20 protein-coding genes and 1 pseudogene are annotated in these 26,094 nt (G+C 73.4%); 5 read left to right on the forward strand and 16 right to left on the reverse strand.

The annotated features are described in order from the left end of the window. Window positions 1–83 precede the first annotated feature (83 nt). On the reverse strand, window positions 84–1,091 hold the full coding sequence (locus ACFP3U_RS34335) for a medium chain dehydrogenase/reductase family protein (RefSeq protein WP_380229684.1): 1,008 nt from the start codon (window positions 1,089–1,091) through the stop codon (window positions 84–86). Window positions 1,092–1,272: 181 nt separating this feature from the next. Here ACFP3U_RS34335 and ACFP3U_RS34340 point away from each other — a divergent pair, with 181 nt between their 5' ends. Next, entirely contained in the window at window positions 1,273–1,902 is a 630-nt protein-coding gene (locus ACFP3U_RS34340; protein WP_380229685.1) for a TetR/AcrR family transcriptional regulator, read from the forward strand. Between the two features lie 366 nt (window positions 1,903–2,268). Here the strand turns inward: ACFP3U_RS34340 and ACFP3U_RS34345 are convergent, their stop codons facing one another. Further along, complete coding sequence (locus ACFP3U_RS34345; protein WP_380229686.1) at window positions 2,269–2,976, reverse strand: DUF4386 domain-containing protein; 708 nt, start codon at window positions 2,974–2,976, stop codon at window positions 2,269–2,271. A gap of 132 nt (window positions 2,977–3,108) precedes the next feature. Between ACFP3U_RS34345 and ACFP3U_RS34350 the strand changes: the two genes are divergently transcribed. After that, window positions 3,109–3,642 carry a MarR family winged helix-turn-helix transcriptional regulator gene (locus tag ACFP3U_RS34350; RefSeq protein ID WP_380229687.1) on the forward strand — a complete coding sequence of 178 codons (534 nt, stop codon included), beginning with the start codon at window positions 3,109–3,111 and terminating at the stop codon, window positions 3,640–3,642. 82 nt (window positions 3,643–3,724) lie between these two features. On the opposite strand, the gene ACFP3U_RS34355 is transcribed toward ACFP3U_RS34350, so the two are convergent. From ACFP3U_RS34355 to ACFP3U_RS34365, 3 genes are all read right to left on the reverse strand, one after another. Then, window positions 3,725–4,918: an RtcB family protein gene (locus ACFP3U_RS34355; protein WP_380229688.1), complete on the reverse strand. Its 1,194-nt coding sequence runs from the start codon at window positions 4,916–4,918 to the stop codon at window positions 3,725–3,727. Between the two features lie 348 nt (window positions 4,919–5,266). Next, a complete protein-coding gene (locus ACFP3U_RS34360; RefSeq protein ID WP_380229701.1) occupies window positions 5,267–6,634 on the reverse strand; it encodes a M16 family metallopeptidase in 1,368 nt (455 codons plus the stop codon). 20 nt (window positions 6,635–6,654) lie between these two features. Then, on the reverse strand, window positions 6,655–8,022 hold the full coding sequence (locus ACFP3U_RS34365; RefSeq protein ID WP_380229689.1) for a M16 family metallopeptidase: 1,368 nt from the start codon (window positions 8,020–8,022) through the stop codon (window positions 6,655–6,657). A 262-nt stretch (window positions 8,023–8,284) separates the two neighbouring features. Here ACFP3U_RS34365 and ACFP3U_RS34370 point away from each other — a divergent pair, with 262 nt between their 5' ends. Then, window positions 8,285–10,735 carry a DNA gyrase/topoisomerase IV subunit A gene (locus tag ACFP3U_RS34370; RefSeq protein ID WP_380229690.1) on the forward strand — a complete coding sequence of 817 codons (2,451 nt, stop codon included), beginning with the start codon at window positions 8,285–8,287 and terminating at the stop codon, window positions 10,733–10,735. Between the two features lie 152 nt (window positions 10,736–10,887). Next, the gene (locus tag ACFP3U_RS34375) at window positions 10,888–11,796 is read left to right on the forward strand and encodes a sucrase ferredoxin (protein ID WP_380229691.1); all 909 of its coding nucleotides are present in this window, start codon (window positions 10,888–10,890) and stop codon (window positions 11,794–11,796) included. A gap of 93 nt (window positions 11,797–11,889) precedes the next feature. Here ACFP3U_RS34375 and ACFP3U_RS34380 read toward each other — a convergent pair whose 3' ends face one another. The 6 genes from ACFP3U_RS34380 to ACFP3U_RS34405 all read right to left on the reverse strand — a co-directional run bounded on the left by ACFP3U_RS34380 (window position 11,890) and on the right by ACFP3U_RS34405 (window position 18,921). After that, window positions 11,890–13,662 (reverse strand): solute symporter family protein, encoded by a 1,773-nt coding sequence (locus tag ACFP3U_RS34380; RefSeq protein WP_380229692.1) that lies wholly within the window; start codon window positions 13,660–13,662, stop codon window positions 11,890–11,892. Then, entirely contained in the window at window positions 13,659–14,102 is a 444-nt protein-coding gene (locus ACFP3U_RS34385; RefSeq protein ID WP_380229693.1) for a DUF485 domain-containing protein, read from the reverse strand. Before ACFP3U_RS34385 ends, ACFP3U_RS34380 begins: the two co-directional genes overlap by 4 nt. 123 nt (window positions 14,103–14,225) lie before the next feature. Next, window positions 14,226–14,939 carry a response regulator gene (locus tag ACFP3U_RS34390; RefSeq protein WP_380229694.1) on the reverse strand — a complete coding sequence of 238 codons (714 nt, stop codon included), beginning with the start codon at window positions 14,937–14,939 and terminating at the stop codon, window positions 14,226–14,228. Further along, window positions 14,936–16,099 carry a sensor histidine kinase gene (locus ACFP3U_RS34395; RefSeq protein ID WP_380229702.1) on the reverse strand — a complete coding sequence of 388 codons (1,164 nt, stop codon included), beginning with the start codon at window positions 16,097–16,099 and terminating at the stop codon, window positions 14,936–14,938. The genes ACFP3U_RS34390 and ACFP3U_RS34395 overlap by 4 nt, the downstream gene beginning before the upstream one ends. A gap of 65 nt (window positions 16,100–16,164) precedes the next feature. Then, window positions 16,165–16,644, reverse strand: a complete 480-nt coding sequence (locus ACFP3U_RS34400; protein ID WP_380229695.1) for a DUF1453 domain-containing protein — start codon at window positions 16,642–16,644, stop codon at window positions 16,165–16,167. A 165-nt stretch (window positions 16,645–16,809) separates the two neighbouring features. Beyond that, window positions 16,810–18,921: a DNA gyrase/topoisomerase IV subunit B gene (locus tag ACFP3U_RS34405; protein WP_380229696.1), complete on the reverse strand. Its 2,112-nt coding sequence runs from the start codon at window positions 18,919–18,921 to the stop codon at window positions 16,810–16,812. 548 nt (window positions 18,922–19,469) lie between these two features. On the opposite strand from ACFP3U_RS34405, the gene ACFP3U_RS34410 reads away from it, so the two are divergent. Then, window positions 19,470–19,703, forward strand: a complete 234-nt coding sequence (locus ACFP3U_RS34410; protein ID WP_380229697.1) for a DUF7455 domain-containing protein — start codon at window positions 19,470–19,472, stop codon at window positions 19,701–19,703. Window positions 19,704–19,907: 204 nt separating this feature from the next. Here ACFP3U_RS34410 and ACFP3U_RS34415 read toward each other — a convergent pair whose 3' ends face one another. The 5 genes and pseudogenes from ACFP3U_RS34415 to ACFP3U_RS34435 form a co-directional block, all read right to left on the reverse strand. After that, window positions 19,908–20,756 carry a S1 family peptidase gene (locus ACFP3U_RS34415; protein WP_380229703.1) on the reverse strand — a complete coding sequence of 283 codons (849 nt, stop codon included), beginning with the start codon at window positions 20,754–20,756 and terminating at the stop codon, window positions 19,908–19,910. A 402-nt stretch (window positions 20,757–21,158) separates the two neighbouring features. Further along, a complete protein-coding gene (locus ACFP3U_RS34420) occupies window positions 21,159–22,817 on the reverse strand; it encodes an RNA polymerase sigma factor (RefSeq protein ID WP_380229698.1) in 1,659 nt (552 codons plus the stop codon). 599 nt (window positions 22,818–23,416) lie between these two features. Next, window positions 23,417–24,349, reverse strand: coding sequence for a FadR/GntR family transcriptional regulator (locus ACFP3U_RS34425; protein WP_380229699.1), 933 nt, complete (start codon window positions 24,347–24,349; stop codon window positions 23,417–23,419). A 110-nt stretch (window positions 24,350–24,459) separates the two neighbouring features. Next, entirely contained in the window at window positions 24,460–25,395 is a 936-nt protein-coding gene (locus tag ACFP3U_RS34430; protein WP_380229700.1) for a hypothetical protein, read from the reverse strand. A gap of 3 nt (window positions 25,396–25,398) precedes the next feature. Beyond that, window positions 25,399–26,094 (reverse strand): annotated as a pseudogene (locus ACFP3U_RS34435) (hypothetical protein); the annotation flags it as partial.

Below are 26,094 nucleotides of genomic sequence, written 5' to 3' on the forward strand. Positions count from 1 at the left end.
ATGCGGAGCATCGGCGACTGACGAGAAGCCGTCGAGGTGCGTGCCCCGGCGTCGCCCCGCAGGCGGGGGTTCGAAGACGGGCCCTAAGCCCCGGCCGGGACGAGCACGATCTTCCCGGTGACCGCGGCGGTCTCCATCGCGCGGTGCGCGTCCGCCGCCTCGTCCAGCGGCATGGTGCGGCCCACCCGGGGGTTGACCAGCCCCTTCTGCAGCAGCTCCAGCACGGTGGCGAGGTCCTGCTGGTACGCGGACGGGTGGGACTTCTCCAGGCTCCAGGCGTTGTAGAACAGCGTCCGCTTACCGTCCGGGACCAGCTTCGGCAGCACGATGCCGCCCAGGAACCCCTGGGCGCCGGTCAGCAAGTCCCGCCGGTTGCCGTCGAGCGCGGCGTTCTGGCCGAAGCCGACCATCACGCCGCCGCGCCGCACCGCCTGGTACGAGCGCAGGAAGTGCCGGCCGCCGATCGGGTCGTACACCGCGTCCACCGCGCCGCCCGGCAGAGCGCGCACCACCCGCCGGAAGTCCTCCTTGTCCCGGTCGATCGGACGCCCGCCGAGCGCCCGGACCTGCTCGGCCCGGGCGGCGGAGCAGGTGCCGTACACGGTGACCCCGGCGAGCCCGGCCAGCTCCAGGAAGGCCGTGCCGACGCCGCCGGACGCCCCGTGCACCAGGACCGTGCCGCCCCGCCGGACCTCGGCGACCCGGTGCAGCATCTGCTGGGCGATGAAGTAGTTCAGGGCGAGCGCCGAGGCCTCGACCGGGTCGACCCCGTCGGGCAGCGGGACGAGGCGGTTGGCGGCCACCAGCGCGTACTCCGCGTAGCCGCCGCTGCGCACCAACGCGACCACCCGGCTGCCCGGTTCGGGCGCCCGGGTGCCCGGTCCGACCTCGTCCACCACCCCCACCAGGTCGTATCCGGGGGTGAAGGGCCGCTTGGGCCCGCCGGGAATCACTCCGGCACGGAGCAGAATGTCACCGTAGGAGACGCCGGCGGCGAGCACCCGGACCCGGACCTGGCCGACGGCCGGGGACGGGAGTTCGTCGTTGGACAGCCTCAGGACCTCGGCTCCGCCGAGCCTCGGCACACTCACGTGGCGGTACCTCATCGTGGCCTCCGCAGTGGGGGGATGTCGTCGTGGATGTGGCGCCGGTCCTCCGCGAGGGCGGCACGGGAGGCGGTCACCGCCGGCCCGTTCCCTGCCCCCATATTTTTATATAGACTGAGTGTACAATGAATGTGATAGCACCCGCCTCAGGAGACGTCAACAGCCCATGAGCCCACGCCAGTACCGAGCCGGCCAACGCCAGGTAGCCGCCGAACAGACCCGCACCCGCATTCTGGAGGCGGCCTGCGAGCTGCTCACCGGGGAGAAGGGCCCGGCTTCGTTCAGCATGGACGCCGTCGCCAAGACCGCCGGAGTGGCGCGGATGACCGTCTACTACCAGTTCGACTCGAAGACCGGCCTGCTGGAGGCACTCTTCGACGATCTGGCCCACCGCGGCGGAATGGCCGGGATGCCCGCGGCCTTCATGGCACCCAGCGGCCGGGAGGCGCTCGCCACGGTGCTCGACGTGCTGACCGGCTTCTACGCCTCCGGCCGGGTCGCGCTGCGCCGGCTGCGCGGCCTGGGAATCCTCGACCCGGAGCTCGACACCGCGCTGCAGAGCCGCGGCGAGCGGCGGCGCGGCGGCCTCCAGGTGGTGCTCGGCCGGCTGCTCGCCGACCGGGGCGCCGATGTCGGCGAGGGCGAGCTCGACGAGCTGGTGGAGATGCTGTTCATGCTCACCAGCTTCGAGACCTTCGACCTGCTGGCCGGCCCGGAGGGCGACAGCGAGCCGGTGGCCCGCCGGGTGGAGGAGCTGATTCTCGCCGTTCTCGACCGCCGCCTCGCGGCGGCCTGACGGCCGGGCGGCCCGCCGCCCGCCACCGCGGGGCCCGTCGACCGGGCCCCGCGGACGCGCATCACGCGCATCGCGCGCATCGCGTGCGGCACATGCCGCACGCGTACCGCTTCATCCGCCGCCCGGCGACCCCCCTCCGGTCGCCGAACGACGGTCGGCGGCGCGGCGGCCTTCCTCCCCAGGACACCGCCGCGCCGCCTTCCCTTTTCCCTCACGGACCCGACGGCCCGCTCGGTCGCGACCGGTCCGCCGCGCCTCCCGACGCCGCGCCCCGCCGCCCGCCCCCGACCCGGGACGGCCCTCACCCCGGAGCACCACCACCGGGGTTCCGGGCCGTCACCGCACCGGAGCAGTCTGAATCAGCCCTCAGGCCACCTCCGCCTCGGCACCGGCGACGCGGCGCGGACGCTGCTTGGGCAGGATCACACTGGCCGCGATCAGCCAGATCAGGCCACCGAAGCGGGCGATCGGCAGGAAGAAGCCGAGGCTGGTGGAGAGCAGCGCCAGGGTCCCCAGGACGCCGATCCCGGCGAGCACCAGGCCCGCCCAGGCGAAGCCCTTCGGACCGAAGCCGAGCAGCAGCATCGGCACGGCCACCCCGGCCAGCATCACGGCGAACGGGACGACGTGCCCGGGCCCGCCGGAGGCGAAGGTGAGGTCGGCCAGCGAACGGGCCAGCGACGCGTCGCCGAGGTCCCCGGCCCGGGAGGCCGCCCAGACGGTGAGGCCGCAGAGCGCCATCGACGCGGAGGCGAGCACGCCGGACACCAGCGCGATGCCGGGGCCAGGGGCGACCACGCCCAGCTTGCGCAGCCGCTGGTAGACGATGGCGGCCCAGACCGCGAGCGGGAGCGAGGCGCCGAACTGCAGCGTCCCGGACACCTTGGCGGCGGTCGCGTGGTCCTTGTAGTAGGCGAGCGTGTCGGCCGCGGAATCGGTGGGCAGCGGGGTCTGCCGGGCCAGCACGATGGACACCACCATCAGTGCCGCGAACGCCACGGCGGGCAGCAGCAAGGGCGGGCCTGACTGCTGAGGCCGGGCGGAGGCGGCCGGCACCGCAGATGTCGTGGTCATGAGGGGCACTCCAGTCGAGAACGGGTCGATGGGTCCGAAGGCCGACGCCGGACGGATCGGCACCGACGACGGTAGTTCCTTGTCCAGAATAGTTCACCCGGGGACATCATTGTCCACTGCTATCGTGTTTCCATGACCGAATCTCCCGACCGCGCCCCGTCCGGTCACCCGGGCCCGCAGGGAGCCCAAGTCGCATTCCTCTTGTCCCAGTTGGGCGAGCACGCGACACAGGCCTTCGCCGCGCGGGTCGCCGAGCTGGACCTCACCCCGGCCCAGGCCGGCCTGCTCCGGGCGGTCAGCATGGCTCCCGGCCAGCACCAGCAGGAGCTCGCCCGGCGGCTCGGGATGTCCCCCAGCCGGTTCGTGGCCTTCGTCGACGCCATCGAGGAGCGCGGCCTGGTCGAGCGCCGGCGCAATCCCAAGGACCGCCGGTTCCAGGACCTCTACCTCGCGGCCAAGGGCGAGGAGGCGATGCGCGGGCTCGCCGAGGCGGCGCTCGCCCACGAGGAGGCCCTCTGCACCGGCCTCGACCCGCAGGAACGTATCGCCCTGGCCGGGCTGCTGCGCCGGATCGCCGAGGCCCAGCAGCTCACCGCCGGGGTGCACCCCGGCTACCGCCGGCTCAACCCCCGGCGCGACGGAGCCCCGTCGGCCAGCACCGCGTAGGTCCTCTTCGGGACGGACCGCGAGCGCGCGAAGGCCCCCGGCCGACGGCCGGGGGCCTTGCACGACGGAGCGCCGTACGGGCTCAGCCCTTGACGCAGACCACCTGCTTCAGGTGGGCCACGACCTCGACGAGGTCCCGCTGCTGCTCGATCACCTTCTCGATCGGCTTGTACGCGCCCGGGATCTCGTCCACCACCCCGGCGTCCTTGCGGCACTCCACGCCCTGCGTCTGCTCGACCAGGTCACGCGTGGTGAACCGCTTCTTCGCGGCGTTCCGGCTCATCTTCCGGCCGGCGCCGTGCGAGGCCGAGTTGAACGACGCCTCGTTGCCCAGGCCGCGGACGATGTACGACCCGGTGCCCATCGACCCCGGGATGATCCCGAAGTCGCCGGACCCGGCCCGGATCGCCCCCTTGCGGGTGACCAGCAGGTCGACGCCGTCGTAGCGCTCCTCGGACACGTAGTTGTGGTGGCAGCTGATCACCTCGTCGAAGGCGACCTTCGCCCGCGGGAACTCGCGCCGCACCACGTCCTGGAACAGCGCCATCATCAGCGCCCGGTTGCGCTTGGCGTACTCCTGCGCCCAGAAGAGGTCCTGCCGGTACGCGGCCATCTGCGGGGTGTCCGCGACGAAGACCGCGAGGTCACGGTCGATCAGGCCCTGGTTGTGCGGCAGCGACTGGGCCACGCCCATGTGGTGCTCCGCCAGCTCCTTGCCGATGTTGCGCGAACCGGAGTGCAGCATCAGCCAGACCGCGCCGGTGTCGTCGACGCACACCTCGATGAAGTGGTTGCCGCCGCCGAGCGTGGCCATCTGCTGGGCCGCCCGCTCGCGGCGCCACTTCACCTCGGGCGCGACCTCGTCGAACCGCTGCCAGAAGTCGTCCCAACCCCCGGTCGGGACGCCGTGCAGCTTGCCCGGCTCGACCGGGTCGGAGTGCAGGCCGCGGCCGACCGGGATGGCCTGCTCGATCCGGGAGCGCAGCCGCGACAGGTCGTCCGGCAGGTCCTTCGCGGTGAGCGAGGTCTTCACCGCGCTCATCCCGCAGCCGATGTCCACCCCGACCGCCGCCGGGCAGACGGCGCCGCGCATGGCGATCACCGAACCCACCGTCGCCCCCTTGCCCAGGTGGACGTCGGGCATCACGGCGAGCCCGTGCAGCCAGGGCAGCGAGCTGATGTTGCGCAGCTGCTGCATGGCCTGGCCCTCGACGGTGGCCGGGTCGGTCCACATCCGGATCGGAACCCGGACGCCGGGTACCTCGGTGTACGACATGGTTCAACGACCTCCCAAGGTCGGACGGTTCAAGCGTAGGCGGGGTGTGCACCCCGGGGGGATGCCGCGCGAAGAGACCCGGCGCGACGCGGGGGATGTCAGAGGTCGGCGGCGCTCAGGCGGCCGGGAGGCATCGGGAGGACAGTCTCGGGGAGCGCCGCTGGGATTGCTCGACCCGCATGGTGACCGCCTCCTCTCCGTATGTACCGGGTGTCCGTGTGTGTACCGGGTGCCGGGGGATATCTACCCACGCGCCTCGGCGCCCCCGCAAGGGAATTAACCACGCGCACGCGAAAGGGCCCGGCGGAGCGTCGGAACGCTCCACCGGGCCCTCAAGGGCGTGCCCCGTCAGGCGCTGATCACGGTCACCTCGCCGATGCCCAGCTCCCGCACCCGGTCCGCGAACGCCGCGGCGTCACCGACCAGGACGGTCACCAGCCGGTCCGTCGGGAAGGCCCTCACCACGGCCTCGGTGGCGGCGGCCGTCGACAGCTCGGCCAGCTGCCGGTAGACCTCGGCCTGGAAGTCGTCCGCCAGGTACTGCTCGACCTGGTCGGCCAGGGTGCCGGCCACCGAACCCGCCGTCTCGTACTTCAGCGGCGCCACACCGACCAGGAACTGCACGGCCTCGTCGCGCTCCGCGTCGGTGAGCCCCTCGGCGGCCAGCGTGCGCAGGATGGTCCAGGTGTCGGCCAGCGCCGGTGCGGTGGAGGCGGTGTCCACCGAGCCGCTGATCGCCAGCATGGCGCGCCCGCTGCCGTCGGCGGAGGAGCGCAGCGGCTGCGCGAACGCCCGCACCCCGTAGGTGTAGCCCTTCTCCTCCCGCAGCACCCGATCCAGCCGGGAGGTGAGGGTGCCGCCCAGGCAGTAGGTGCCGAGGATCTGCGCGGCCCAGCTCGGGTCGTGCCGGTCCGGGCCGATCCGCCCGATCAGCAGCTGGGTCTGCACCGAGCCGGGCCGGTCGACGATGATCACCCGGCCGGCGTCGTCGGCGGTCACCGGCGCGTGCGCGCTCGGCGCGGCCGCGGTGCCCTTCCAGCCGCCGAGGGTGGACTCCAGCAGGGCCGGCAGGTCGGTGCCGGTGAGGTCGCCGACCACCACCACGGTGGTGGTGGCGGGCCGCACATGCCCCTCGTAGAAGGCCCGGACGGCGGCCCGGTCGATCGTCTTGACCGTCTCGGCGGTGCCGCCGCGCGGCCGGGAGAGCCGGTCGGCGCCGTCGAACAGCGCCGCGTACAGCGCCTTGGCGGCCCGCCGGGCCGGGTTGGCCGCCTCGTGCACGATCTCGTCCAGCCGGTTGGCGACCAGCCGCTCGATCTCGTCCTCCGGCAGCGCCGGGCTGCCCAGCGCGGCGGCCAGCAGGTCCAGGCCGCGGGCCAGCCGGGAGGCCGGGACCTCCAGCGAGACCCGGATGCACGGGTGGTCGGCGTGCGCGTCCAGGGTGGCGCCGGCCCGCTCCAGCTCGCCCGCGAACTCCTCGGCGGAGAGCGTGTCGGTGCCCTCGTTGAGCGCCCGGGCCAGGATCGAGGCGACGCCGTCCAGACCCTCCGGCTCGGCGGCGAGCGGGGCGTCGAGCAGCACGTCGACGGCCACCAGCTGCTGGCCGGGGCGGTGGCAGTGCAGCACGGTGATGCCGTTGCCGAGGGCGGCGCGCTCCGGCGCCGGGAACGCCCACGGGGTGGGCGTGCCGGGCTGGGGCTGCTCGTGGAAAGTCATGGCGGGGACGTACTCGGTGCTCATACGGCGGCGCCCTCCTCGTCGGTCTCGGCGGTGGCAGCGGTGTCGTCGGCGGCGTCCTCGGCGGTGTCCTCGGCCGGGGTCGGCTCGTACACCAGGACCGCCCGGTTCTGCGGGTGCAGCCGCGCCTCGGCGACGGCCCGCACCTCCTCGGCGGTGATGTCGAGGACCTTGGGCAGGGCGTCGTTCAGCAGCTTCGGGTCGCCGAACAGCACGGCGAAGCGGCAGAGTTCGTCGGCCCGGCCGGCCACCGTGGTGAGCCGGTCCAGCCACTCGCGCTCGATCTGCGCCTGGGCGCGCTCCAGCTCGGCCGCGGTCGGGCCCTCGGCGGCGAACCGGGCGAGCTCCTCGTCGACGGCCGCCTCGATCTGCTCGATGGTGGCGTCGCCCGAGGTCTTGACGTCCAGCCAGCCCAGGCTCGGCGCGCCGGACAGCCGCAGCAGGCCGAAGCCGGCCGCCACGGCGGTGCGGTCCCGGCGGACCAGCCGGTTGTACAGCCGGCTCGACTCGCCGCTGCCGAGGACGGTCAGCGCCAGGTCGGCGGCGTCCGCCTCACGGGTGCCGTCGTGCGGCAGCCGGTAGGCGGTCATCAGCGCGCGGGAGGGCACGTCCTCGCGGACTAGCTCGCGGATCTCCCGGCCGACCGTCTCCGGCAGCGCGCCGTCGCGCGGCGGCTGCTTGCCGTCGTGCGCGGGGATGCTGCCGAAGTACTTCTCCACCCAGGCGACGGTCTGCTCCGGGTCGATGCCGCCGACCACCGAGAGCACGGCGTTGTTCGGCGCGTAGTACGTGCGGAAGAACGTCCGCGCGTCCTCCAGGGTGGCCGCGTCCAGGTCGGCCATCGAGCCGATCGGGGTGTGGTGGTACGGGTGGCCGTCCGGGAACGACAGCGCGGTGAGCCGCTCGAAGGCGGTGCCGTAGGGCACGTTGTCGTACCGCTGGCGGCGCTCGTTCTTCACCACGTCGCGCTGGTTCTCCATCGACGTCTCGTCGAGGGCGGCCAGCAGCGAGCCCATCCGGTCCGCCTCCAGCCAGAGCGCGAGTTCCAGCTGGTGGGCCGGCATGGTCTCGAAGTAGTTGGTGCGCTCGAAGCTCGTGGTGCCGTTGAGCGAGCCGCCGGCGCCCTGGACGAGCTCGAAGTGCCCGTTGTTGGAGACGTTGGCCGATCCCTGGAACATCAGGTGCTCGAACAGGTGGGCCAGCCCGGTGCGGCCCTTCACCTCGTGCCGGGAGCCCACGTCGTACCAGAGGCAGACCGCGGCCACCGGTGTCAGGTGGTCCTCGGAGAGGACGACGCGCAGCCCATTGGCCAGGCGGTGCTCGGTGATGGCGATGCCTCGCTCGGAGGCGGGGGCCGGGTTGGCCATGCGCTCGGGTCCTTCCCGTCGTCGACGTCGGGGGTTCGTGTGGCGTCCCCCATTGTGGTGCAACGCGCGAGAGCCGTGGATGTGTCCGCGCGGACGGGGCGTTCGCCAGGGGCGGAAGAGGGGCACTGGCCGGGACTGTCGGCGGGAGGGTCCACAATGGGGGCGCCGAGCCCTGTTGACAGCACACGCCGACAGTCCCGGTGACACCGCGCCGACGAGACGCAGACGAGACGCAAGCGAGACGTAAGGGAGCCCCGCCGCGATGGCCCGCCGCAGTTCGCCGACCCCGCCGCCCGGAGACTTCGAGGAGCGCATCCTCGACGTCGACGTCGTGGACGAGATGCAGGGCTCGTTCCTCGAGTACGCCTACTCCGTCATCTACTCCCGGGCCCTCCCGGACGCGCGGGACGGCCTCAAGCCGGTGCACCGCCGCATCCTGTACCAGGCCAACGAGATGGGCCTGCGCCCGGAGCGCGGCCACGTCAAGTGCGCCCGCCTGGTCGGCGAGGTGATGGGCCGGCTGCACCCGCACGGTGACGCCTCCATCTACGACTCCGTGGTCCGGATGGCCCAGCCGTTCTCGATGCGGCTGCCGCTGATCGACGGCCACGGCAACTTCGGTTCGCTGGGCAACGACGACCCGCCGGCCGCGATGCGCTACACCGAGTCGCGGCTCACCGCCGCCTCGATGGCCATGGTCGAGTCGATCCACGAGGAGACCGTCGACTTCGGCCCCAACTACGACGGCAGCGAGCAGGAACCGCTGGCGCTCCCGGCGGCCTTCCCCAACCTGCTGGTCAACGGCGCCACCGGCATCGCCGTCGGCATGGCCACCAACATGCCGCCGCACAACCTCTCCGAGGTCGTCGCCGCCGCCCGCCACCTGATCAAGCACCCGAGCGCCGACCTCGACACCCTGATGCGGTTCGTCCCCGGCCCGGACCTGCCCACCGGCGGACGGATCGTCGGCCTCTCCGGCATCCGGGACGCCTACGAGTCCGGCCGCGGCACCTTCAAGATCCGCGCCACCACCGCCGTCGAGGCCGTCACCGCCCGCCGCAAGGGCATCGTGGTCACCGAGCTGCCGTACAACGTCGGCCCGGAGAAGGTCATCGCCAAGATCAAGGACCTCGTCAACGCGAAGAAGCTCCAGGGCATCGCGGACGTCAAGGACCTCACCGACCGCGAGCACGGGCTCCGCCTGGTCATCGAGGTCAAGAACGGCTTCGTGCCCGAGGCGCTGCTGGAGCAGCTCTACAAGCTGACGCCGATGGAGGAGACCTTCGGCATCAACAACGTGGCGCTGGTCGACGGCCAGCCGCTCACCCTCGGCCTCAAGGAGCTGCTGGAGGTCTACGTCGACCACCGCTTCGAGGTGGTCCGCCGGCGCAGCGACTTCCGCCGCCGCAAGCGCCAGGAGCGGCTGCACCTGGTCGAGGGCCTGCTGGTCGCGCTGGTCGACATCGACGAGGTCATCGCGATCATCCGGTCGAGCGACAACGCGGCCCAGGCCAAGGAGCGCCTGATCGAGCGCTTCTCGCTGAGCGAGACGCAGACCGCGTACATCCTCGACACCCCGCTGCGCCGGCTCACCCGCTTCGACCGCGTCGAGCTGGAGCAGGAGCAGGCCAAGCTCACCTCCGAGATCGCCGAGCTGACCGAGATCCTGGAGTCGGACACCCGGCTGCGCAGCGTGGTCTCCACCGAACTCGGCGCCGTCGCCAAGCAGTTCGGCACCGAGCGGCGCACCGTCCTGCTGGAGGCCGGCGCCGCGCCGGCCGCCTCGCTGGCCGTGCCGCTGGAGGTCGCGGACGACCCGTGCCGGGTGCTGCTCTCCTCCACCGGCCTGCTCGCCCGGTCCGCCGACGGCGAGCCGTTCGAGCTCTCCGAGAAGCGCGCCAAGCACGATGTGATCGTCTCCGCGGTGCCGACCACGGCCCGCGCCGACGTCGGCGTGGTCACCTCGGCCGGCCGGGTCCTGCGGCTGCCGGTCATCGACCTGCCGGCGCTGCCGCCCACCCCCTCGCCGACGCTGGCCGGCGGCGCCGCCGTCACCGAGTTCCTCCGCCTGGAGGCCGACGAGCGGGTCCTCGCGCTGACCACCCTGGACGAGTCCTCCCCCGGCCTGGCGCTGGGCACCGCGCAGGGCGTCGTCAAGCGGGTGGTGCCCGAATGGCCCGCCAACAAGGACGAGTTCGAGGTGATCGGGCTCAAGGACGGCGACGAGGTGATCGGCGCGGTCGAGCTGCGCACCGGCGAGGAGGACCTCGTCTTCATCGCCTCCGACGCCCAACTGCTGCGCTACCCCGCCGGACAGGTCCGCCCGCAGGGCCGCCCGGCCGGCGGCATGGCCGGCATCAAGCTGTCCGAGGGCGCCCGGGTGCTCTCCTTCACCGCCGTCGACCCGGGCGTCGACGCGGTGGTCGTCTCGGTGGCCGGCGCGGCCGGCACGCTCACCGGCGAGGCCCAGTCCAGCTGGAAGGTCACGCCCTTCGAGCAGTACCCGCGCAAGGGCCGGGCCACCGGCGGGGTGCGCTGCCAGCGCTTCCTGCGCGGCGAGGACGCGCTCGCCTTCGCCTGGGCTGGTCCGGCGCCCGCCCGTGCGGCCACCGCCAAGGGCGTCCCGGTCGACCTGCCGGAGCGCGACCCGCGCCGGGACGGCTCCGGCACCCCGGTGACCACCCCGCTCAGCACCGTCGCCGGGCCCGCGTAGGGTCCGTCGCACCCTGCGGGGGCGCCGACCCACGAGGTCGGCGCCCCTGCGGCGTTCCCACCCGCCTGCCGTCGTCGGCGCGCTCCCGGCGCTCTCCCGACGATCTCCCGGCGGTCGCGCCACGGGTAGCGGGCAAGGGTAGCCTTACCGACGTGAGCACCTGTGCGACGCTGTCGCGTGAACTGTCGGAGCCCCTGGCCGCCACCGCCGCGACCGCCACCACCTGGCTGTTGGTCGAACAGAACGGCCCGTGGGGGGCGAAGGCGCTCGGCGAGAGCCACCTGGACCCGGCGGTCGGCCGCGCGCTGGACGCCGCGACCGCGGACACCGGCGTCCGGGTCGCGCTGATCCGCCGCCCCGGCCGGCACGCGGACTGCCTGCCGACCGCCCGGCACGAGGTGGTCGTGGCGCACACCGTCCCCGCCCCCGGCCGCAGCTGGGTGCGCCGCGGCCAAGTGGCGGACCCGGCGGAGCTGCTGAGCCTGGACTTCGCCGCGCTGGGCACCGGCGACCACGGCGGCTTCGGGGTGCCGCACGTCGGCGGCCCGATCGCCCTGGTGTGCACCAACGGCCGCCGCGACCGCTGCTGCGCCCTGCTGGGCCGCCCCCTCGCCGCCGACCTGGCGGCGGCCGGGCACAGCGAGGTGTGGGAGGTCACCCACCTGGGCGGCCACCGCTTCTCCCCCACCATGCTGGTGCTGCCCTACGGCTACGCGTACGGGCGGCTGACCGCCGAGTCGGCCAAGGAGGTGCTGGCGGCGACGGCGGCCGGCCACATGGTGCCGGAGTGGTCGCGCGGCTGTTCCGGCTGGGACCGGCCGGCCCAGGCCGCCGACCAGGCCGTTCGGCTGGCCACCGGCGAGACGCGGGCGGACGCGCTGACCCTGGCGCAGCGGCCGGACGGCGCCGGGCGCTGGCGGGTCGGCGTCCGGCACGAGGACGGCCGGTCCTGGGAGGTCGAGGTGGCCGAGGGCGTCAGCGAGCCGCCCCGCGCGGAGAGTTGCGGCAAGGCGGCGGGCACGCCGTCCCGGATGGAGGTCGCCGCCCTCCGCGAGCTCTGATCCGCCCGGACGCGGCACGAGGCACGCGATGGACGGCCACGACCCCCGGCGGGGAGTCCGCCGGGGGTCGTGGCCGTCCGCCGTGTGCGGCCGTCAGGCGGCCCCGGCGCCGGTGAGCGCGCGGACCTCCAGCTCGGCGTACCGGTCCGGGTCGGCCGGCTCCGGCGAGGTGAGGGTGCCGATCCACCCGGCCAGGAAGCCCAGCGGGATGGAGACGATGCCCGGGTTCTCCAGCGGGAACCAGTGGAAGTCCACGCCGGGGAAGAGCGCCACCTTGGTGCCGGAGACGACCGGCGAGAAGGTCACCAGCACCACCGCCGGGATCAGCCCGCCGTACACCGACCAGACCGCGCCACGGACGGTGAACCGCCGCCAGAACAGGCTGTAGAGCAGCACCGGCAGATTGGCGGAGGCGGCCACGGCGAAGGCCAGACCGACCAGGAAGGCCACGTTGAGCTGCTGGGCGAAGAGGCTGAGCACGATCGCCACCGCGCCGATCCCGACCGCCGCGATCCGCGCGACCAGGACCTCCTGGCGCTCCGTGGTCGCCGACCCTCCGTCCGTTGCCCTCTCCGCCTCCGGTCCGGTCGCTGCTCCGGTCGCGGCGTCCGCCCCGCCGCGCGCCCGCCGGGAGGCCGGAACGACGGCCCGACGGCCGCGCCCGCGCCGCCCGCCGCGGTCGGCCCGCGGACGACGCGGGCGTCCCCGCCAGGCCCCCGCCCAGATGTCGTGGGCGAACGCCGCCGAGGAGGCCAGGGTGAGCCCGGCGACCACGGCGAGGATGGTGGCGAAGGCGATCGCCGAGATCAGCGCGAACAGCACCACCCCGCCGGTCGAGCCGTTGCCGCCGCCGAGCACCAGCGCGAGCAGCGGGACGGCGGTGTTGCCCGCCGCGTTGGCGTGCCGGACCTCGGCCGAGCCGACCAGCGCGGTGGCACCGAGGCCCAGCGCGATGGCCATCAGGTAGAAGCCGCCGACCAGCCCGATCGCCCACATCGTCGAACGGCGGGCGGCCCGTGCGGTGGGCACGGTGTAGAACCGGGACAGGATGTGCGGCAGACCGGCCGTGCCGAGCACCAGGGCGAGGCCGAGGCTGAAGAAGTCCAGCCGGCTGGTGAAGCTCTTGCCGTACTTCAACCCGGGCTCCAGGTACCGCTGTCCGGCGCCGCTGTGCTGGGCCGCCTGCCGCATCAGCTCGGCGATGTCGCCGTGGAACCGGACCACCAGCAGCACCGTCAGCAGCACCGAGCCGGCGACCAGCAGGAACGCCTTGACGATCTGGATCCAGGTGGTGGCCCGCATGCCGCCGACCGTGACGTAGACGATCATCAGACCGCCCACCGCCACGATGGTCCAGGTGCGGGCCTCGGCGCTGTTGGTCCCGAGCAGCAGGGCGACCAGGCTGCCCGCGCCGACCATCTGGGCGACCAGGTAGAACAGCGTGACCACGATGCTGGCGCCGCCGGCCGCCGCCCGGACCTTGCGCCGGCGCAACCGCAGCGCCAGCACATCGGCCAGGGTGTACCGGCCGGCGTTCCGGACCAGTTCGGCGACCAGCATCAGGACCACCAGCCAGGCCACCAGGAAGCCGATGCTGTAGAGCACGCCGTCGTACCCGAACAGCGCGATCAGCCCGGCGACGCCGAGGAAGGACGCGGCCGAGAGGTAGTCGCCGGAGAGCGCGAAACCGTTCTGCAGCGGTGTGAAGTCGCGGCCGCCGGCGTAGAAGTCCTCGGCGGCGCTGCCGCGGCGGCCGGCCCAGAAGGTGATCGCCAGGGTGACCAGGACGATGACGGCGAACAGCACCACCGCCAGGTCGTGGTGGTCACCGGCGGGGGCGACGGGGGGCGGGGTGGCGGTCCTCATCGCAGCTGGTCCTGGGTGTCCCAGCGCAGCGACAGGGCGGCCCGGTCGCGCTTGGTGCGGGCGTTCCGGGCGTAGAGCCAGGTCAGCAGGAAGGTCGTGGCGAACTGCAGCAGGCCGAGCAGCCAGGCGACGTTGACCGGGCCGGCGACGGGGGCGCGCATCAGCTCGGGGGCCGCGGCCTGGGCGGCCACGTACAGCAGGTACCAGGAGAGGAAGACCCCGCTGACCGGGAAGACGAAGGACCGGTAGCTGTGGCGGATCCGCTGGAAGGCGAGGCTGCTCTGGACGGACCGGTAGACCTCGGTGCTGGCGTCCGTCTCCCAGTCGTCCTCCGGCCCGGGTGGCGGTGCGGCGGCCGATGCCGGCGCCCACCAGTCCAGTTGCCCACCCGAGTCCAGTTTTCCACCCGGCTCGGGTCTTCTCGTCTGCTGCTGTGGCACGGCTGCTCCTGGGCCGGGGGGTTGTGACCCGACCCATGATGGGGGCCTCCCAACTCCCCAAACTCCCAGCGCAGATACGTTCACTCGATGAGGTGATCGATGATCCGACAGACGCTCATCCGACTACTGCGGCGACCCGGTGATTCCGTGTCGGAAGGCGTACGCGACCGCTTGCGCCCGGTCCCGCACGCCGGTCTTGGCGAACAGGTTGTTGATATGGGTCTTCACGGTGGCCGGGCTGACGTACAGCCGCCGGGCGATCTCGGTGTTGGAGAGCCCCTCCGCGATCAGCCCCAGCACCTCGGCCTCCCGCGCGGTCAGCCCGTCCGGCGGCTCCGTCGACGGCCGCACCGGCGCCGGTTCCGACACCGCTTCCGACGCCGCTTCCGGTACCGGAGCCGCGTCCCCCGACAGCCGCTCCAGCAGCCGCAGCTGCACCTGCGGCGAGAGCCCGGCCGCCCCCGACCGGACGTCCGCGATCGCCCGGGCGATCTCCTCGCCCCCGGCGTCCTTGGTCAGATAGCCGCGCGCCCCCGCCCGCAGGGCCGGGAACAGCGACTCGTCGTCGGCGTAGGTGGTGAGCACCACCACCTCGGTGCCCGGGTACCCGGCCCGGATCCGCCGGGTCGCCTCGACGCCGTCGCAGCGCGGCATCCGCAGGTCCATCAGCACCACGTCCGGGTGGTGCCGGGCGACCAGCGCGACCGCCTCCTCGCCGTCCGCCGCCGAGCCGACCACCTCGATCCCGGGCAGCAGCCCGAGCAGCATCACGATGCCCTCGCGCACCACCGTCTGGTCGTCCGCGACCAGCACCCGGGTGACCCCCGGCCCCGTCATGCCGGCACTCGCAGCAGCACGCGCCATCCTCCCTCGTGCGGGCCCGCCAGCAGGCTGCCGCCGAGCAGTTCCGCGCGTTCGCGCATCCCCAGCAGACCGTACCCGGCACCGCTGGCCGCCAGCCCGTCGGGCGCCTCCGCCCGTCCCGCGCGTTCGTCCCGCACCTCCAGCTCCACGGAATCCTCCAGATAGCGGAGCTCGACCGTGCAGCGCGCGCCGGGGGCGTGTTTGCGCACATTGGTCAGTGCCTCCTGAGCCGTACGCCGGACCGCGAGCGCCGCTTCGGTGGCCAGCGGACGCGGCGTCCCCGTGACGCCGAACGCCGCCCGCTCCCGCCCGGTCAGCTCCACCAGGTACTCGCCGACCGGGGTGAACTCGCCGCGCAGCGCGGACAGCGCCTGCCGGGTCTCGGCGAGCCCGTCCTGCGCCATCCGCCGGGCGGCCACCACCCGCTCACGGACCCGCTCACGGTCGGTGCCGGCGTCCAGCATCAGCCGGGCCGCCTCCAGGTGCACCAGCTGGGCGGAGAGGCTGTGCGCCAGCACGTCGTGGATCTCCCGGGCGATCCTGGCCCGCTCGGCGAGCGCGGCGCTCTCCGCCTCGGCGGCCCGCGCGGCCCGCTCCTGGGCCAGCAGCCGCCGCGCGGTGCCGCGCGCCTCGATGTCCAGGCGCAGCAGGTAGCCGAGCAGCAGGAGTCCGCCGACGGTGGCCGTGACGCTCAGCCAGCCCGCCCAGCTGACCGCCGCGTACGAGCCGAGCGAGGCCCCCGCGGCGAGCAGCGCCGGCCCCGTCGGCAGCCGGATCAGCGCGGTCACCGCCAGGCCGTACCAGAGCACGTCGGCGAGCAGGTAGGCGTGGCCCGCGTTGGCCGGCCAGGCGACCGCGAACAGCCCGGCGGCCAGCGCGTACGCGGGCACCGGGCGCTGCGCCCGGCAGGCGTACAGGTAGCCGGCGGCGAGCAGGACCGCCGTGGCCAGCCCGGCGACCGCGGCCACCACCGCCCAGCCCGCGTACCGGCCGTCGGAGAAGGTCCCCCAGCAGACGGTGACCAGCAGGACGAGCCGGCCGACCGCGGCGAGGATCCGCCGTGGCCGGCTCTCGGCGTCGTGCTCAAGCCCCTCGCGGGACGGCCAGCGGGTCCAGAACCGTCCGGCGGCCAAGGGTGCCTCCAGGATGCCTGCCTCCAAGGTGCGTACGGCGGTGGTCACGGTGGCTGTCACGGTGGTCACGGCACCGCGGCGAACGGGGGCGCCAGGGCCCGGGCCCTCCAGTGCACCACGAGCGAGCGGACCAGCAGCAGCACCGCCAGCCCCAGCAGCAGCGCGCTGCTCGACTGCCGCAGGTGCAGCGCCACCCCGAGGCCGAACAGGCCGAAGCGGATCGCGAGCATCCCGCCCCAGGCGGCCAGCGTCGCCCTGGTGCCCTGGGCCCAGAGCGCCCCGTCCGCCTCCCGCCACAGCCGGACGGTCCAGCCCCACACCGAGCCCGCCGCGAGCACCGCGAGCAGCCCGCAGCCGAGCAGGGCGACCGACCAGGCGGTGTCCCGGCGGTCGATCAGCTGCGGATCGCGCAGCGCGACCGCGCCGAGGACGAGCGGCAGCAGCCAGAAGCGGCGGTCGGCGTCCAGGCGCCGGGGGCGCATCTGGCGCCGGAGGACCAGCACCATCACCACCACCACGAGGGCGGCGTCGACCAGGGCGGGCATCGGTTTCTCCGTCCGGAGGAGGGTCTTTCTGACCTCTCCGACGCTACGGATCCGGCGCCCCCGGCTGATCGGCGCCGGGGTGGACGGCGGGGTGGACGGCGGGTGGAGCCGAGCGCGCCGGTGCCCTCCACCCACGGGTGGAGGGCACCGGTCGACGGGCGTCGCTCAGGCGTCGATGCGCGAGCGGTCCAGGGTGGCCGCCGAGTCCACGATGAACTCCTTGCGCGGCGCCACGTCGTTGCCCATCAGCAGGTCGAAGACCTTCTCGGCCTGGTCCAGGTCGCCCAGGTTGATCCGGCGCAGCGTGCGGTGGCGCGGGTCCATGGTGGTCTCGGCCAGCTGGTCGGCGTCCATCTCGCCGAGGCCCTTGTACCGCTGGACCGGGTCCTTCCAGCGCAGGTTCTTGCGCTGGAACTCCAGCAGGGTGGAGCGCAGCTCGGCGTCCGAGTAGGTGTAGTGGTACTTCTCCTGGCCGCGCTTGGGGTTGGTGAGCTCGATCCGGTGCAGCGGGGGCACGGCCGCGAAGACCCGGCCCTGCTCGACCATGGGCCGCATGTACCGCTGAAACAGCGTCAGCAGCAGGCAGCGGATGTGCGAGCCGTCGACATCGGCGTCGGCCATGAAGATGACCCGGCCGTAGCGCGCCTGGTCGATGTCGAAGGTGCGGCCCGAGCCGGCCCCTATCACCTGGATGATCGCGGCGCACTCGGCGTTCTTGAGCATGTCGCTCACCGACGCCTTCTGCACGTTGAGGATCTTGCCGCGGATCGGCAGCAGCGCCTGGAACTCGGAGTTGCGGGCCAGCTTGGCGGTGCCGAGCGCGGAGTCACCCTCGACGATGAAGAGTTCGCTGCGTTCGACGTCGTCGCTGCGGCAGTCGGCCAGCTTGGCCGGCAGCGAGCTGGTCTCCAGCGCGGTCTTCCGGCGCTGGGCCTCCTTGTGCTGGCGGGCCGCGACCCGGGTGCGGGCGGCGGCCACCACCTTCTCCAGCACCGCCCGGGCCTGGACCTTCTCGTCCCGCTTGCCGGAGGTGAGGAAGGTCTTGAGCTCCTTGGCGACGACGGCCGCGACGATCCGGTTGGCCGCCGAGGTGCCGAGCACCTCCTTGGTCTGGCCCTCGAACTGCGGCTCGGCGAGCCGGACGGTGACCACGGCGGTGAGGCCCTCGGTGGCGTCGTCCTTGGTGATGTCGTCCTCGGCGACGCGCAGCAGCTTGCTGGCGCGCAGCACCTCGTTGACGGTCTTGGCGAGCGAGCGCTCGAAGCCGGTGACGTGGGTGCCGCCCTTGGGGGTGGCGATGATGTTGACGAAGGAGCGCAGCGTGGTGTCGTAGCCGGTGCCCCAGCGCAGCGCGATGTCCACCCCGAGGTGCCGGGTGACCTCGGTCGGCGTCATGTGCCCGAGCTCGTCCAGGACCGGCACGGTCTCCTTGAAGGTGCCCTCGCCGTGCAGCCGCACCACGTCGCTGATCGGCTTGTCGGGCGCCAGGAACTCGCAGAACTCGGCGATGCCGCCGTCGAAGTGGAAGGTGCTCTCGTCGATCTGCTCGCTCTCGGTGAGCCGCTCGTCACGCACGAGGATGGTCAGGCCGGGCACCAGGAAGGCGGTCTGCCGGGCCCGGTTGTGCAGGTGCTCCAGGGAGAGCTTGGCGTCCTTGAGGAAGATCTGCCGGTCGGCCCAGTAGCGGATCCGGGTGCCGGTGCGGGTCTTGGGCACCTTGCGGACCCTGGACAGGCCGTTGCCCGCCTCGAACGGGGCGTCCGGGCTGGTCTCGGTGAAGATGCCGGGGGTGCCGCGCCGGAAGCTGATCGCGTGGGTGTGGCCGCCGCGGTCGACCTCGACGTCCAGGCGGGCCGAGAGCGCGTTGACCACCGAGGCGCCGACGCCGTGCAGACCGCCGGAGGCCGCGTAGGAGCCGCCGCCGAACTTGCCGCCGGCGTGCAGCTTGGTCATCACGACCTCGACGCCGGACAGCCCGGTCTTGGGCTCGACGTCCACCGGGATGCCGCGCCCGTTGTCGCGGACCTCGACCGAGGAGTCGTCGTGCAGCACGACCTCGATCCGGTCGCAGTAGCCGCCCAGCGCCTCGTCGACCGAGTTGTCGATGATCTCCCAGAGGCAGTGCATCAGGCCACGGCTGTCGGTGGAGCCGATGTACATGCCGGGGCGCTTGCGGACCGCCTCCAGGCCCTCCAGGACGAGCAGGTGCCGAGCGGTGTAGTTGGAACCGTCGTCGCCGGCCAGCAGAGCGGACGGCACGGTCGTTTCGGCACTCACGCGGCACTCTCCTCGGTGAAGTTCTGTCTCATCGGTCACATCCGGCCAGGTCCGGTCAGGTCCGGATCGTCCGCCAGTGCAGCACGCCGCACCGACATCCGTTCCCCTGGGTGTGCGCACCCCTCCGCTGGGTGTGCAGCACGGCGGTCCGGTCCCGCGCAGCTTGTACGCGCTCCGCGAACAAGGGCCGTGCCGGATTCGGGGCGCCGGGGCTCCATCTCCACCCGATACCACCGCTCCTGGCGGACCGTGGGACCGGGCACAGGCTCCGGAACTGCCGTTATGCAGGCTACCGGGGCCCAGGACGGGGCTTATGCTCCAACCCAGCAGAGGATTATGCTACGCGGACTCCCACATCCGGTTCCGATCGGGCGTTCGAGCCAGAGGCGGATCCTGGGATTCGGTACGCATGAACCACCGACCCCCGGGGCACCTCCTCATCAACACAGCAGAATCCTCAGAGAAGAAAAGCCACGAGCGGGAACGTTTTCGGCCTGGTTGGATGTTGACCCTGGTACGACAGCTCGTCGAGCTAGAGAAGAGGCGACGTGACTACTGTTCTGACACCTGCGAGCCCGCTCACCGCGGCTGACCGCTGCGACCGCTGCGGCGCCCAGGCTTACCTGCGCGTCGTACTCGCCAGCGGTGGAGAGCTGCTCTTCTGCGCCCACCACGGCCGGAAGTTCGAGCCCGAGCTCAAGAAGATCGCCGTGGAGATACAGGACGAGAGCGGTCGCCTGGGGAGCGCCACCACCGCCACGGCCTCCGACGACGAGCGCTGATCCGAGGCGCCGACAGCAGACCAGCGTCGAGCTGTGTCCGGCCGCGCACCGCGTGTGACCGGTTGAGCCGGGCAACCACCCCTCCGGGGGTCGGTTGCCCGGCTTCGTCGTTCTCCCGTCCGCCGTCCTCTCGCGCCGGCCGCGCTCCGTGCCGGCCGCGCTCCGTGCCGGCCGCCGCACCGCCCGGGGGGGCCGCCCGTTCGGCTACAGGACGGAGCGGACGGCGTCGCCGACCGAGGCGACCCTGGTGTAGACGCCCGGGTGGGCGGCCTCGGCGCAGCCCGTTCCCCAGGAGACCAGGCCCACGAGCCGGCCCGCGACCACCAGCGGACCGCCGCTGTCGCCCTGGCACGCGTCCTTGCCGCCCCGCTCCTCGCCCGCGCACACCATGCCCCGGGCGTCGAAACGCCCGTCCTGGCCGCCCGGATAGGCCTGGGCGCAGGTCTGGTCCGCGATGATCGGCACGTCCACACCCCGGAGCTGGGGCGAGTAGTCGCCGTGGCCGGTGGTGTCCCCCCAGCCGTAGACCCGGGCCACCGTCCCCGGCCGGTACGGCTCGGTCTCACCCTGGCCGACGAGGTCGATCACCTGCCGGTTCACCTGCGACTCGGTCAGGGTGACCACCGCCACATCGTTCATGTTGGTGGTGAAGGAGTAGTCGGGGTGGATCCAGACGTCCCGCGCCACGACCTCGCGGCCGGCCGTGCCGCGCAGATCGTCCCGGCCGACCACGACCCGCAGGCCGGGCCGGTCCACCTGGCGCCCGTTGGACTCGTCGTAGAAGCAGTGCGCCGCGGTCACCACCTTGGTCGGGGTGACCAGCGCTCCCCCGCAGAACTGGCCCGAGCGGCCGGAGCCGAACTGCTGCCGGCTGGCGAGCGCCACCACCCACGGGTGGTCGTTGGTGCTCTCCGTGCTGCCGCCGACGATCCGGCCCTGCGGCCGGGCCTGCGCGGCCGGGGCCCCCGGGCCGAAGGCCAGCAGCGGCGCGGGCAGCGCGGCCAGCAGCGCCAGGACACCGGCCCGGCGCCGCCGGGAGACCGGGCCGGCCACCGCGGACCGGGCGGCGGGCGCGGTCGCGGGCCCGGCAGGCGGTACGGCGGAGGGCGCGGTGGACGGCAGGTCGGCGCGGTCCGGACGGTCCGGGGAGGGCAGCACCGTGTCTCCAGGTGGCTAGGCGGCAGGCAACCGGCACAGCCTAGGTGACCGACTACGGTCCGCGACCGTTCATCACCGGACCGCCACCCGGACGAGGGACAACGGCCACCCGGACGGTGACGCCCGTCCGTGCTGGTCGGCCCCGCGCGTACCCGCGCAGGCGCGTCCGTGCCCGCCTGGGCCCGCGCCCGTTCGTGTCCGTCCGTGCCCGTTCGTGTCCGTCCGCGCCCGGACAGCCGGAAGGCCCGGAGCGCGGGGCTCCGGGCCTTCCGGTAGGGCCGTGGTACCGGCCGTCGATCAGTCCAGGTAGTCGCGCAGCACCTGGGAACGCGACGGGTGGCGCAGCTTCGACATGGTCTTCGACTCGATCTGGCGGATGCGCTCACGGGTGACCCCGTACACCTTGCCGATCTCGTCGAGCGTCTTCGGCTGACCGTCCGTCAGGCCGAAGCGCATCGAGACCACGCCCGCCTCGCGCTCGGACAGGGTGTCCAGCACCGAGTGCAGCTGCTCCTGGAGCAGGGTGAAGGAGACCGCGTCGGCCGGGACGACCGCCTCGGAGTCCTCGATGAGGTCACCGAACTCGCTGTCGCCGTCCTCGCCCAGCGGGGTGTGCAGCGAGATGGGCTCGCGACCGTACTTCTGGACCTCGATGACCTTCTCGGGGGTCATGTCGAGTTCCTTGGCCAGCTCCTCCGGGGTGGGCTCGCGGCCCAGGTCCTGGAGCATCTGGCGCTGGACGCGGGCCAGCTTGTTGATGACCTCGACCATGTGCACCGGGATACGGATGGTGCGGGCCTGGTCGGCCATCGCTCGGGTGATCGCCTGGCGGATCCACCAGGTCGCGTAGGTGGAGAACTTGTAGCCCTTGGTGTAGTCGAACTTCTCGACCGCACGGATCAGACCGAGGTTGCCCTCCTGGATGAGGTCCAGGAAGAGCATGCCGCGACCGGTGTAGCGCTTGGCCAGCGAGACCACCAGGCGGAGGTTGGCCTCCAGCAGGTGGTTCTTGGCGCGGCGGCCGTCCTCGGCGATGATCTCCAGCTCGCGCTTGAGCTTGGGAGCGAGCTTGTCGGCGGCCGAGAGCTTGTCCTCGGCGAACAGGCCGGCCTCGATCCGCTTGGCGAGCTCGACCTCCTGCTCGGCGTTGAGCAGCGGGACCTTGCCGATCTGCTTCAGGTAGTCCTTGACCGGGTCGGCGGTGGCACCGGCGACGGCGACCTGCTGGGCCGGGGCGTCGTCCTCGTCGTCGTCGGAGAGGACGAAACCCTCCGACTCCTCCTCCGGAGCGTCGCCGCCCTCGGTGGCGGCCTTGTCGCCGGGCAGGGCCGCGTCCTCAAGCAGCTCCTCCTCGCCGAGCAGCTCCTCCTCGCCGCCCTTGCCGGTGGCCTTGGCGGTGGTGGTCTTCTTGGCGGCGGCCTTCTTGGCCGGCGCCGCGGTCTTCTTGGCAACGGCCTTCTTGGCGACGGCCTTCTTCGCCGGAGCCGCCTTCGCCTCGGCGGCGACGGAGGCCGCCCCCTCGGCGGTGATCTCGGCGGACACGGTGCTGACCGGCGCGGAGACGGCCGGCACCGCCGGGGTGGAGATCGTCGCACCGGGCGCGATGCGCACGGGCGGCTTGGTCGGGGCCGACGGAGCGGCCGGGTTCCGGGTGGTGACCGCCTTGGTCGCGGTGCGCTTGGCGGGGCTCTTGGCAGCGACGCTCTTGCGCTTGGCGCCGGCCGGTTCGGCCGCGCTGACCATAAGATCCACCCCCTCCTCAATCAGAACCTGGTTGAGGCTGCGCATGACGTTCTTCCACTTGGTGACCGGGATCTGGTCCGCCTCGAACGCCTGGCGCACGTCGTCACCGGCGATCTGCCCCTGGGCCTTGCCCCGCTCGATGAGCGCCAGCAGAGCCGCGGACTCGGCGATCTCGGGGGGAAGCGAACGGGATGTGCTGGCCGACACGAACAACCTCTCGGACGATGAGTGGACTCGAACCCGTACCGGCCGCCCGAGCGGGCGGGGAAGGAGATCGCGCGTCGGGCACGCGGTGTCGATTCCGACCGACTCGGGCTTGAGGACTGGGTTTGCAGGACGGCAGCAGCGCCGCGGACCAACACAGCATTCTGACACGTTGGGTTATTCCGGAGCTGCTCCCGCTCAGGAGACATCGCTGCTACTCGTCAAGTGTTACGCATGGCCTTCGTGTCGCGGGTCACACCGGTCGGTGGCCGCGGGCCGGGGCCGACCTCCATCATCCCTCACCCGCGCCGAAGTCATTCACCATGGACACGACATTAGCCTGCCCGGTGGGTGCCCGGCGGGTGCCCGGTGGGTGCCCGGTCGGTGCCGTCCGCCGGTGGCCGCGCCCGTCGGCCCGGCGGGCGGATGTACGGAGGCCCCCCGGCTGCACCGTGGCGGCAGCCGGAGGGCCGGGGGTCGCGAGGGGACTGCGGGAAGCCGCGGGAAGATCGCGGACGGGCGGATCATGACGGGTCGGATCGTGACGGGGCGGTCCGTGGACACGTTGCGGGGCGGGGACGGCGGATTCCGGTCGCCGAACGGTCCGCTCAGTGCTCCCGGGGCGCCGGGACGGACGGCTCGATCTCGGGGTGGACGGTGAGCAGCGCCCGCATCGTCGTCTCGGCGGAGGTGCCGTCGCCGGCGCCGAGCGCGTCCACCAGCCGGGCGTGCAGTCCGACCGAGGCCTCCGAGGGCCGCTCGCAGGAGGTGGCCGGCCCGCCGGACACCTGGAGCGCGCAGGCGACGATCCCGGAGAGGTGCTCCAGCATCCGGTTCCCGGCCAGCTGCAGGATGAGGCCGTGCAGCTCGGCGTCGGCCCGGACGTAGGTGCCGAGGTCCGCCTGGGCGCACGCGTGCCCCATGATCTCGATCAGCTCGGCCAGCCGCTGCTGGACGTCCTCCCGGCCGTGGCCGGAGGCCAGCCGCGAGGCCAGCGGCTCGATCGCCCAGCGGAGCTCGAACAGCTCCCGGCGCTGCTCGTCGCGCTGCGGGCCGAAGGCGCGCCACTCGATGATGTCCGGGTCGAGCAGGTTCCAGTCGCTGACCGGGCGGACCCGGGTGCCGACGTTGGGTCGGGCGCTGACCAGGCCCTTGGCCTCCAGGACGCGCAGCGACTCGCGGACGACGGTGCGGGAGACCTCGAACCGCTGGCCGATCTCCTCCGGGACGAGCGGCCGGTCGGCGCCGAGGTCGCCGGAGACGATCATCTGGCCCAGCTGCTGGACCAGCTGGCCGTGCAGGCCGCGACCGCGGCTGCTGGTGGTCTTGCGGCCGACCCGGGCGAGGTCCGACTCGGCGCCCTCCCAGCGGGGCGCCGGCGGGGTCGGCCGATCGGCGTACGAGAAGCGGTCCAGGTCGACGGGGCCGTGGATGGCCCCGTCGGCGGAACGGGCGGGGGTCATGGTGGGGTGCGCAAGGGTACTCACAGGTCCTTTGTCGGCGATCGGCGGGCACAGCTTGAGAATTCTCGTGAAAAGCACACGAAAGGGTGATCGGCCGTGACTGGATAATTGACTTCTTATCAGGGCGAAGCGCTCATTGCGGTCACCCTTGGTCGATCTTGGCGAACCGCCACCGCCCGCCGGAGGGCTCAGAGCGCCCGGCGCCGGACCTGCGCCACCAGGGTGACCAGCAGCAACACCAGCACCGGCGTCACCGCGGCGACCAGCAGCGCCGGATCGGTCAGCGCCGGCTCGACGAGCGCCCGACCGGTGAGCGCCGGACCGTCCTCGGCAACCCGGCCGTCCCCGCCGTACACCCATCCGTACGCCCACTCGATCCCCGACGGGAACGGCAGCAGCTCCGCCGTCCGGACCGGCCAGGGCGTCCCGGTCCGCCGCAGCACCAGCGCCACGCCGGACTCCAGCAGCGGGGGCAGCGCGCCGAGCAGCAGCACCCCGGCGACCGCGCTCCGGGTCAGCGCGGCGGCCAGCACCCCGGTCCAGCCGGCCGCCACCACCAGCAGGACGAAGGCCAGCAGCGCGACCGGCGCCCCCTGCCCGGCCACCAGGGCCAGCGGGGCCGACGCCGCCGGCAGCGCGTCGAGCCCGCCCAACCCGGCCGAGGCCAGCGCCTCCGCCACCCGCCCGGACAGCGCGGCCGGGTCCGACCAGGCCGACACCGCCACCCCGGCCGGCAGGGCGAGGTGCACGGCCACCGTGTCGACCAGCAGCGTGACCAGGGCCAGCAGCAGCGCGAGGAGGCCGGTCACCGCCAGCTTGGCCGCCAGCAGCCGCACCCGGCGGGGGTAGGACACCTGCGAGGCCGCCAGCCCCCGGTGCCGCACCTCGTGCGCGTACGCCAGCGCGCCCAGCACCCCGGCCCCCAGGGCCGCGAACGGCAGCGGCACCAGCGGCACGGCCGCCGTCAGCAGCCGCACCGCCGCCGGGCCGCCGAGGGCCCCGTCCGTCACCTGCCCGGCCAGCACACCGGCGACCACGGCGTCGCAGACCACCACCAGACCGAGCAGCAGCCAGGTCGAACGCAGGCCGCGCACGCGGCGCAGCTCATAAGCCAGAACACGCACGGTTCACTCGCTCCGAAGGTCAGAGGTGACGGGAACAACGGCCCCGGCCCGGTCCACCCCCGCGGCCGGCAACCCGGCCGCCCCGCGCACCGCCGGGAGGACCCCGGCCGTCCCCGCCCGCTCGGGGGCCGGGGAGGCCGCGACAGCCCCGGCCCGGTCCGCACCCTCGCCCGGCACCCCCGCCGCCCCGCGCACCGCCGGGAGAACCCCGCCCGTCCCCGCGGCGGTTGTGGCCGTTGTGGCGTTCGGGGTGGTCGTGGTGGGTGTGCTGGCCAGATCGGTCGGGTCGGGCTGTCGGCCGGGCGCGGACCGCTCGGCCGACGGGCGGGTGACGCGGCCCAGGCGGACGGTGTCGTCGCTCAGCAGTTTGTGGGCCGCCGCCTCGGGGCAGTGGTGGGCTTCGGGCTCCGGGGCGTCCGCCGAACGCGCCAGATCGGTGAGTCCGTCCCGGAAGAGCCGGTCCACCGCGACGACCGGCGAGGTCTCGTCCTCCCGCCGTCCACCGCCACCGCTCCGGCCCCGAGCCGTCCGCCCGGCCCCGGTGCCGGCGATCGCGGCGGTCGCGCCGGTCGTGTCGGTCCTGTCGACCGCGGCGATCATGCCGGCCGCGACGGCCGCGCGCCGGGCGACGGACCGGGCGCTACGCCGGGGCGCCGGCGCGGACAGCGCCGGCGCGGCCGACGGCGCGGTGGCCGTGGC

It is taken from the genome of Kitasatospora misakiensis (genome assembly GCF_042656005.1).
Classification (GTDB): Bacteria; Actinomycetota; Actinomycetes; order Streptomycetales; family Streptomycetaceae; genus Kitasatospora; species Kitasatospora misakiensis.

Coding starts and splice junctions, on each gene's coding strand:
- ACFP3U_RS34340 (WP_380229685.1), top strand. CDS start 1,273: ATGAGCCCACGCCAGTACCGAGCCGGCCAACGCCAGGTAGCCGCCGAA.
- ACFP3U_RS34345 (WP_380229686.1), bottom strand. CDS start 2,976: ATGACCACGACATCTGCGGTGCCGGCCGCCTCCGCCCGGCCTCAGCAG.
- ACFP3U_RS34350 (WP_380229687.1), top strand. CDS start 3,109: ATGACCGAATCTCCCGACCGCGCCCCGTCCGGTCACCCGGGCCCGCAG.
- ACFP3U_RS34355 (WP_380229688.1), bottom strand. CDS start 4,918: ATGTCGTACACCGAGGTACCCGGCGTCCGGGTTCCGATCCGGATGTGG.
- ACFP3U_RS34360 (WP_380229701.1), bottom strand. CDS start 6,634: ATGACTTTCCACGAGCAGCCCCAGCCCGGCACGCCCACCCCGTGGGCG.
- ACFP3U_RS34365 (WP_380229689.1), bottom strand. CDS start 8,022: ATGGCCAACCCGGCCCCCGCCTCCGAGCGAGGCATCGCCATCACCGAG.
- ACFP3U_RS34370 (WP_380229690.1), top strand. CDS start 8,285: ATGGCCCGCCGCAGTTCGCCGACCCCGCCGCCCGGAGACTTCGAGGAG.
- ACFP3U_RS34380 (WP_380229692.1), bottom strand. CDS start 13,662: ATGAGGACCGCCACCCCGCCCCCCGTCGCCCCCGCCGGTGACCACCAC.
- ACFP3U_RS34390 (WP_380229694.1), bottom strand. CDS start 14,939: ATGACGGGGCCGGGGGTCACCCGGGTGCTGGTCGCGGACGACCAGACG.
- ACFP3U_RS34400 (WP_380229695.1), bottom strand. CDS start 16,644: ATGCCCGCCCTGGTCGACGCCGCCCTCGTGGTGGTGGTGATGGTGCTG.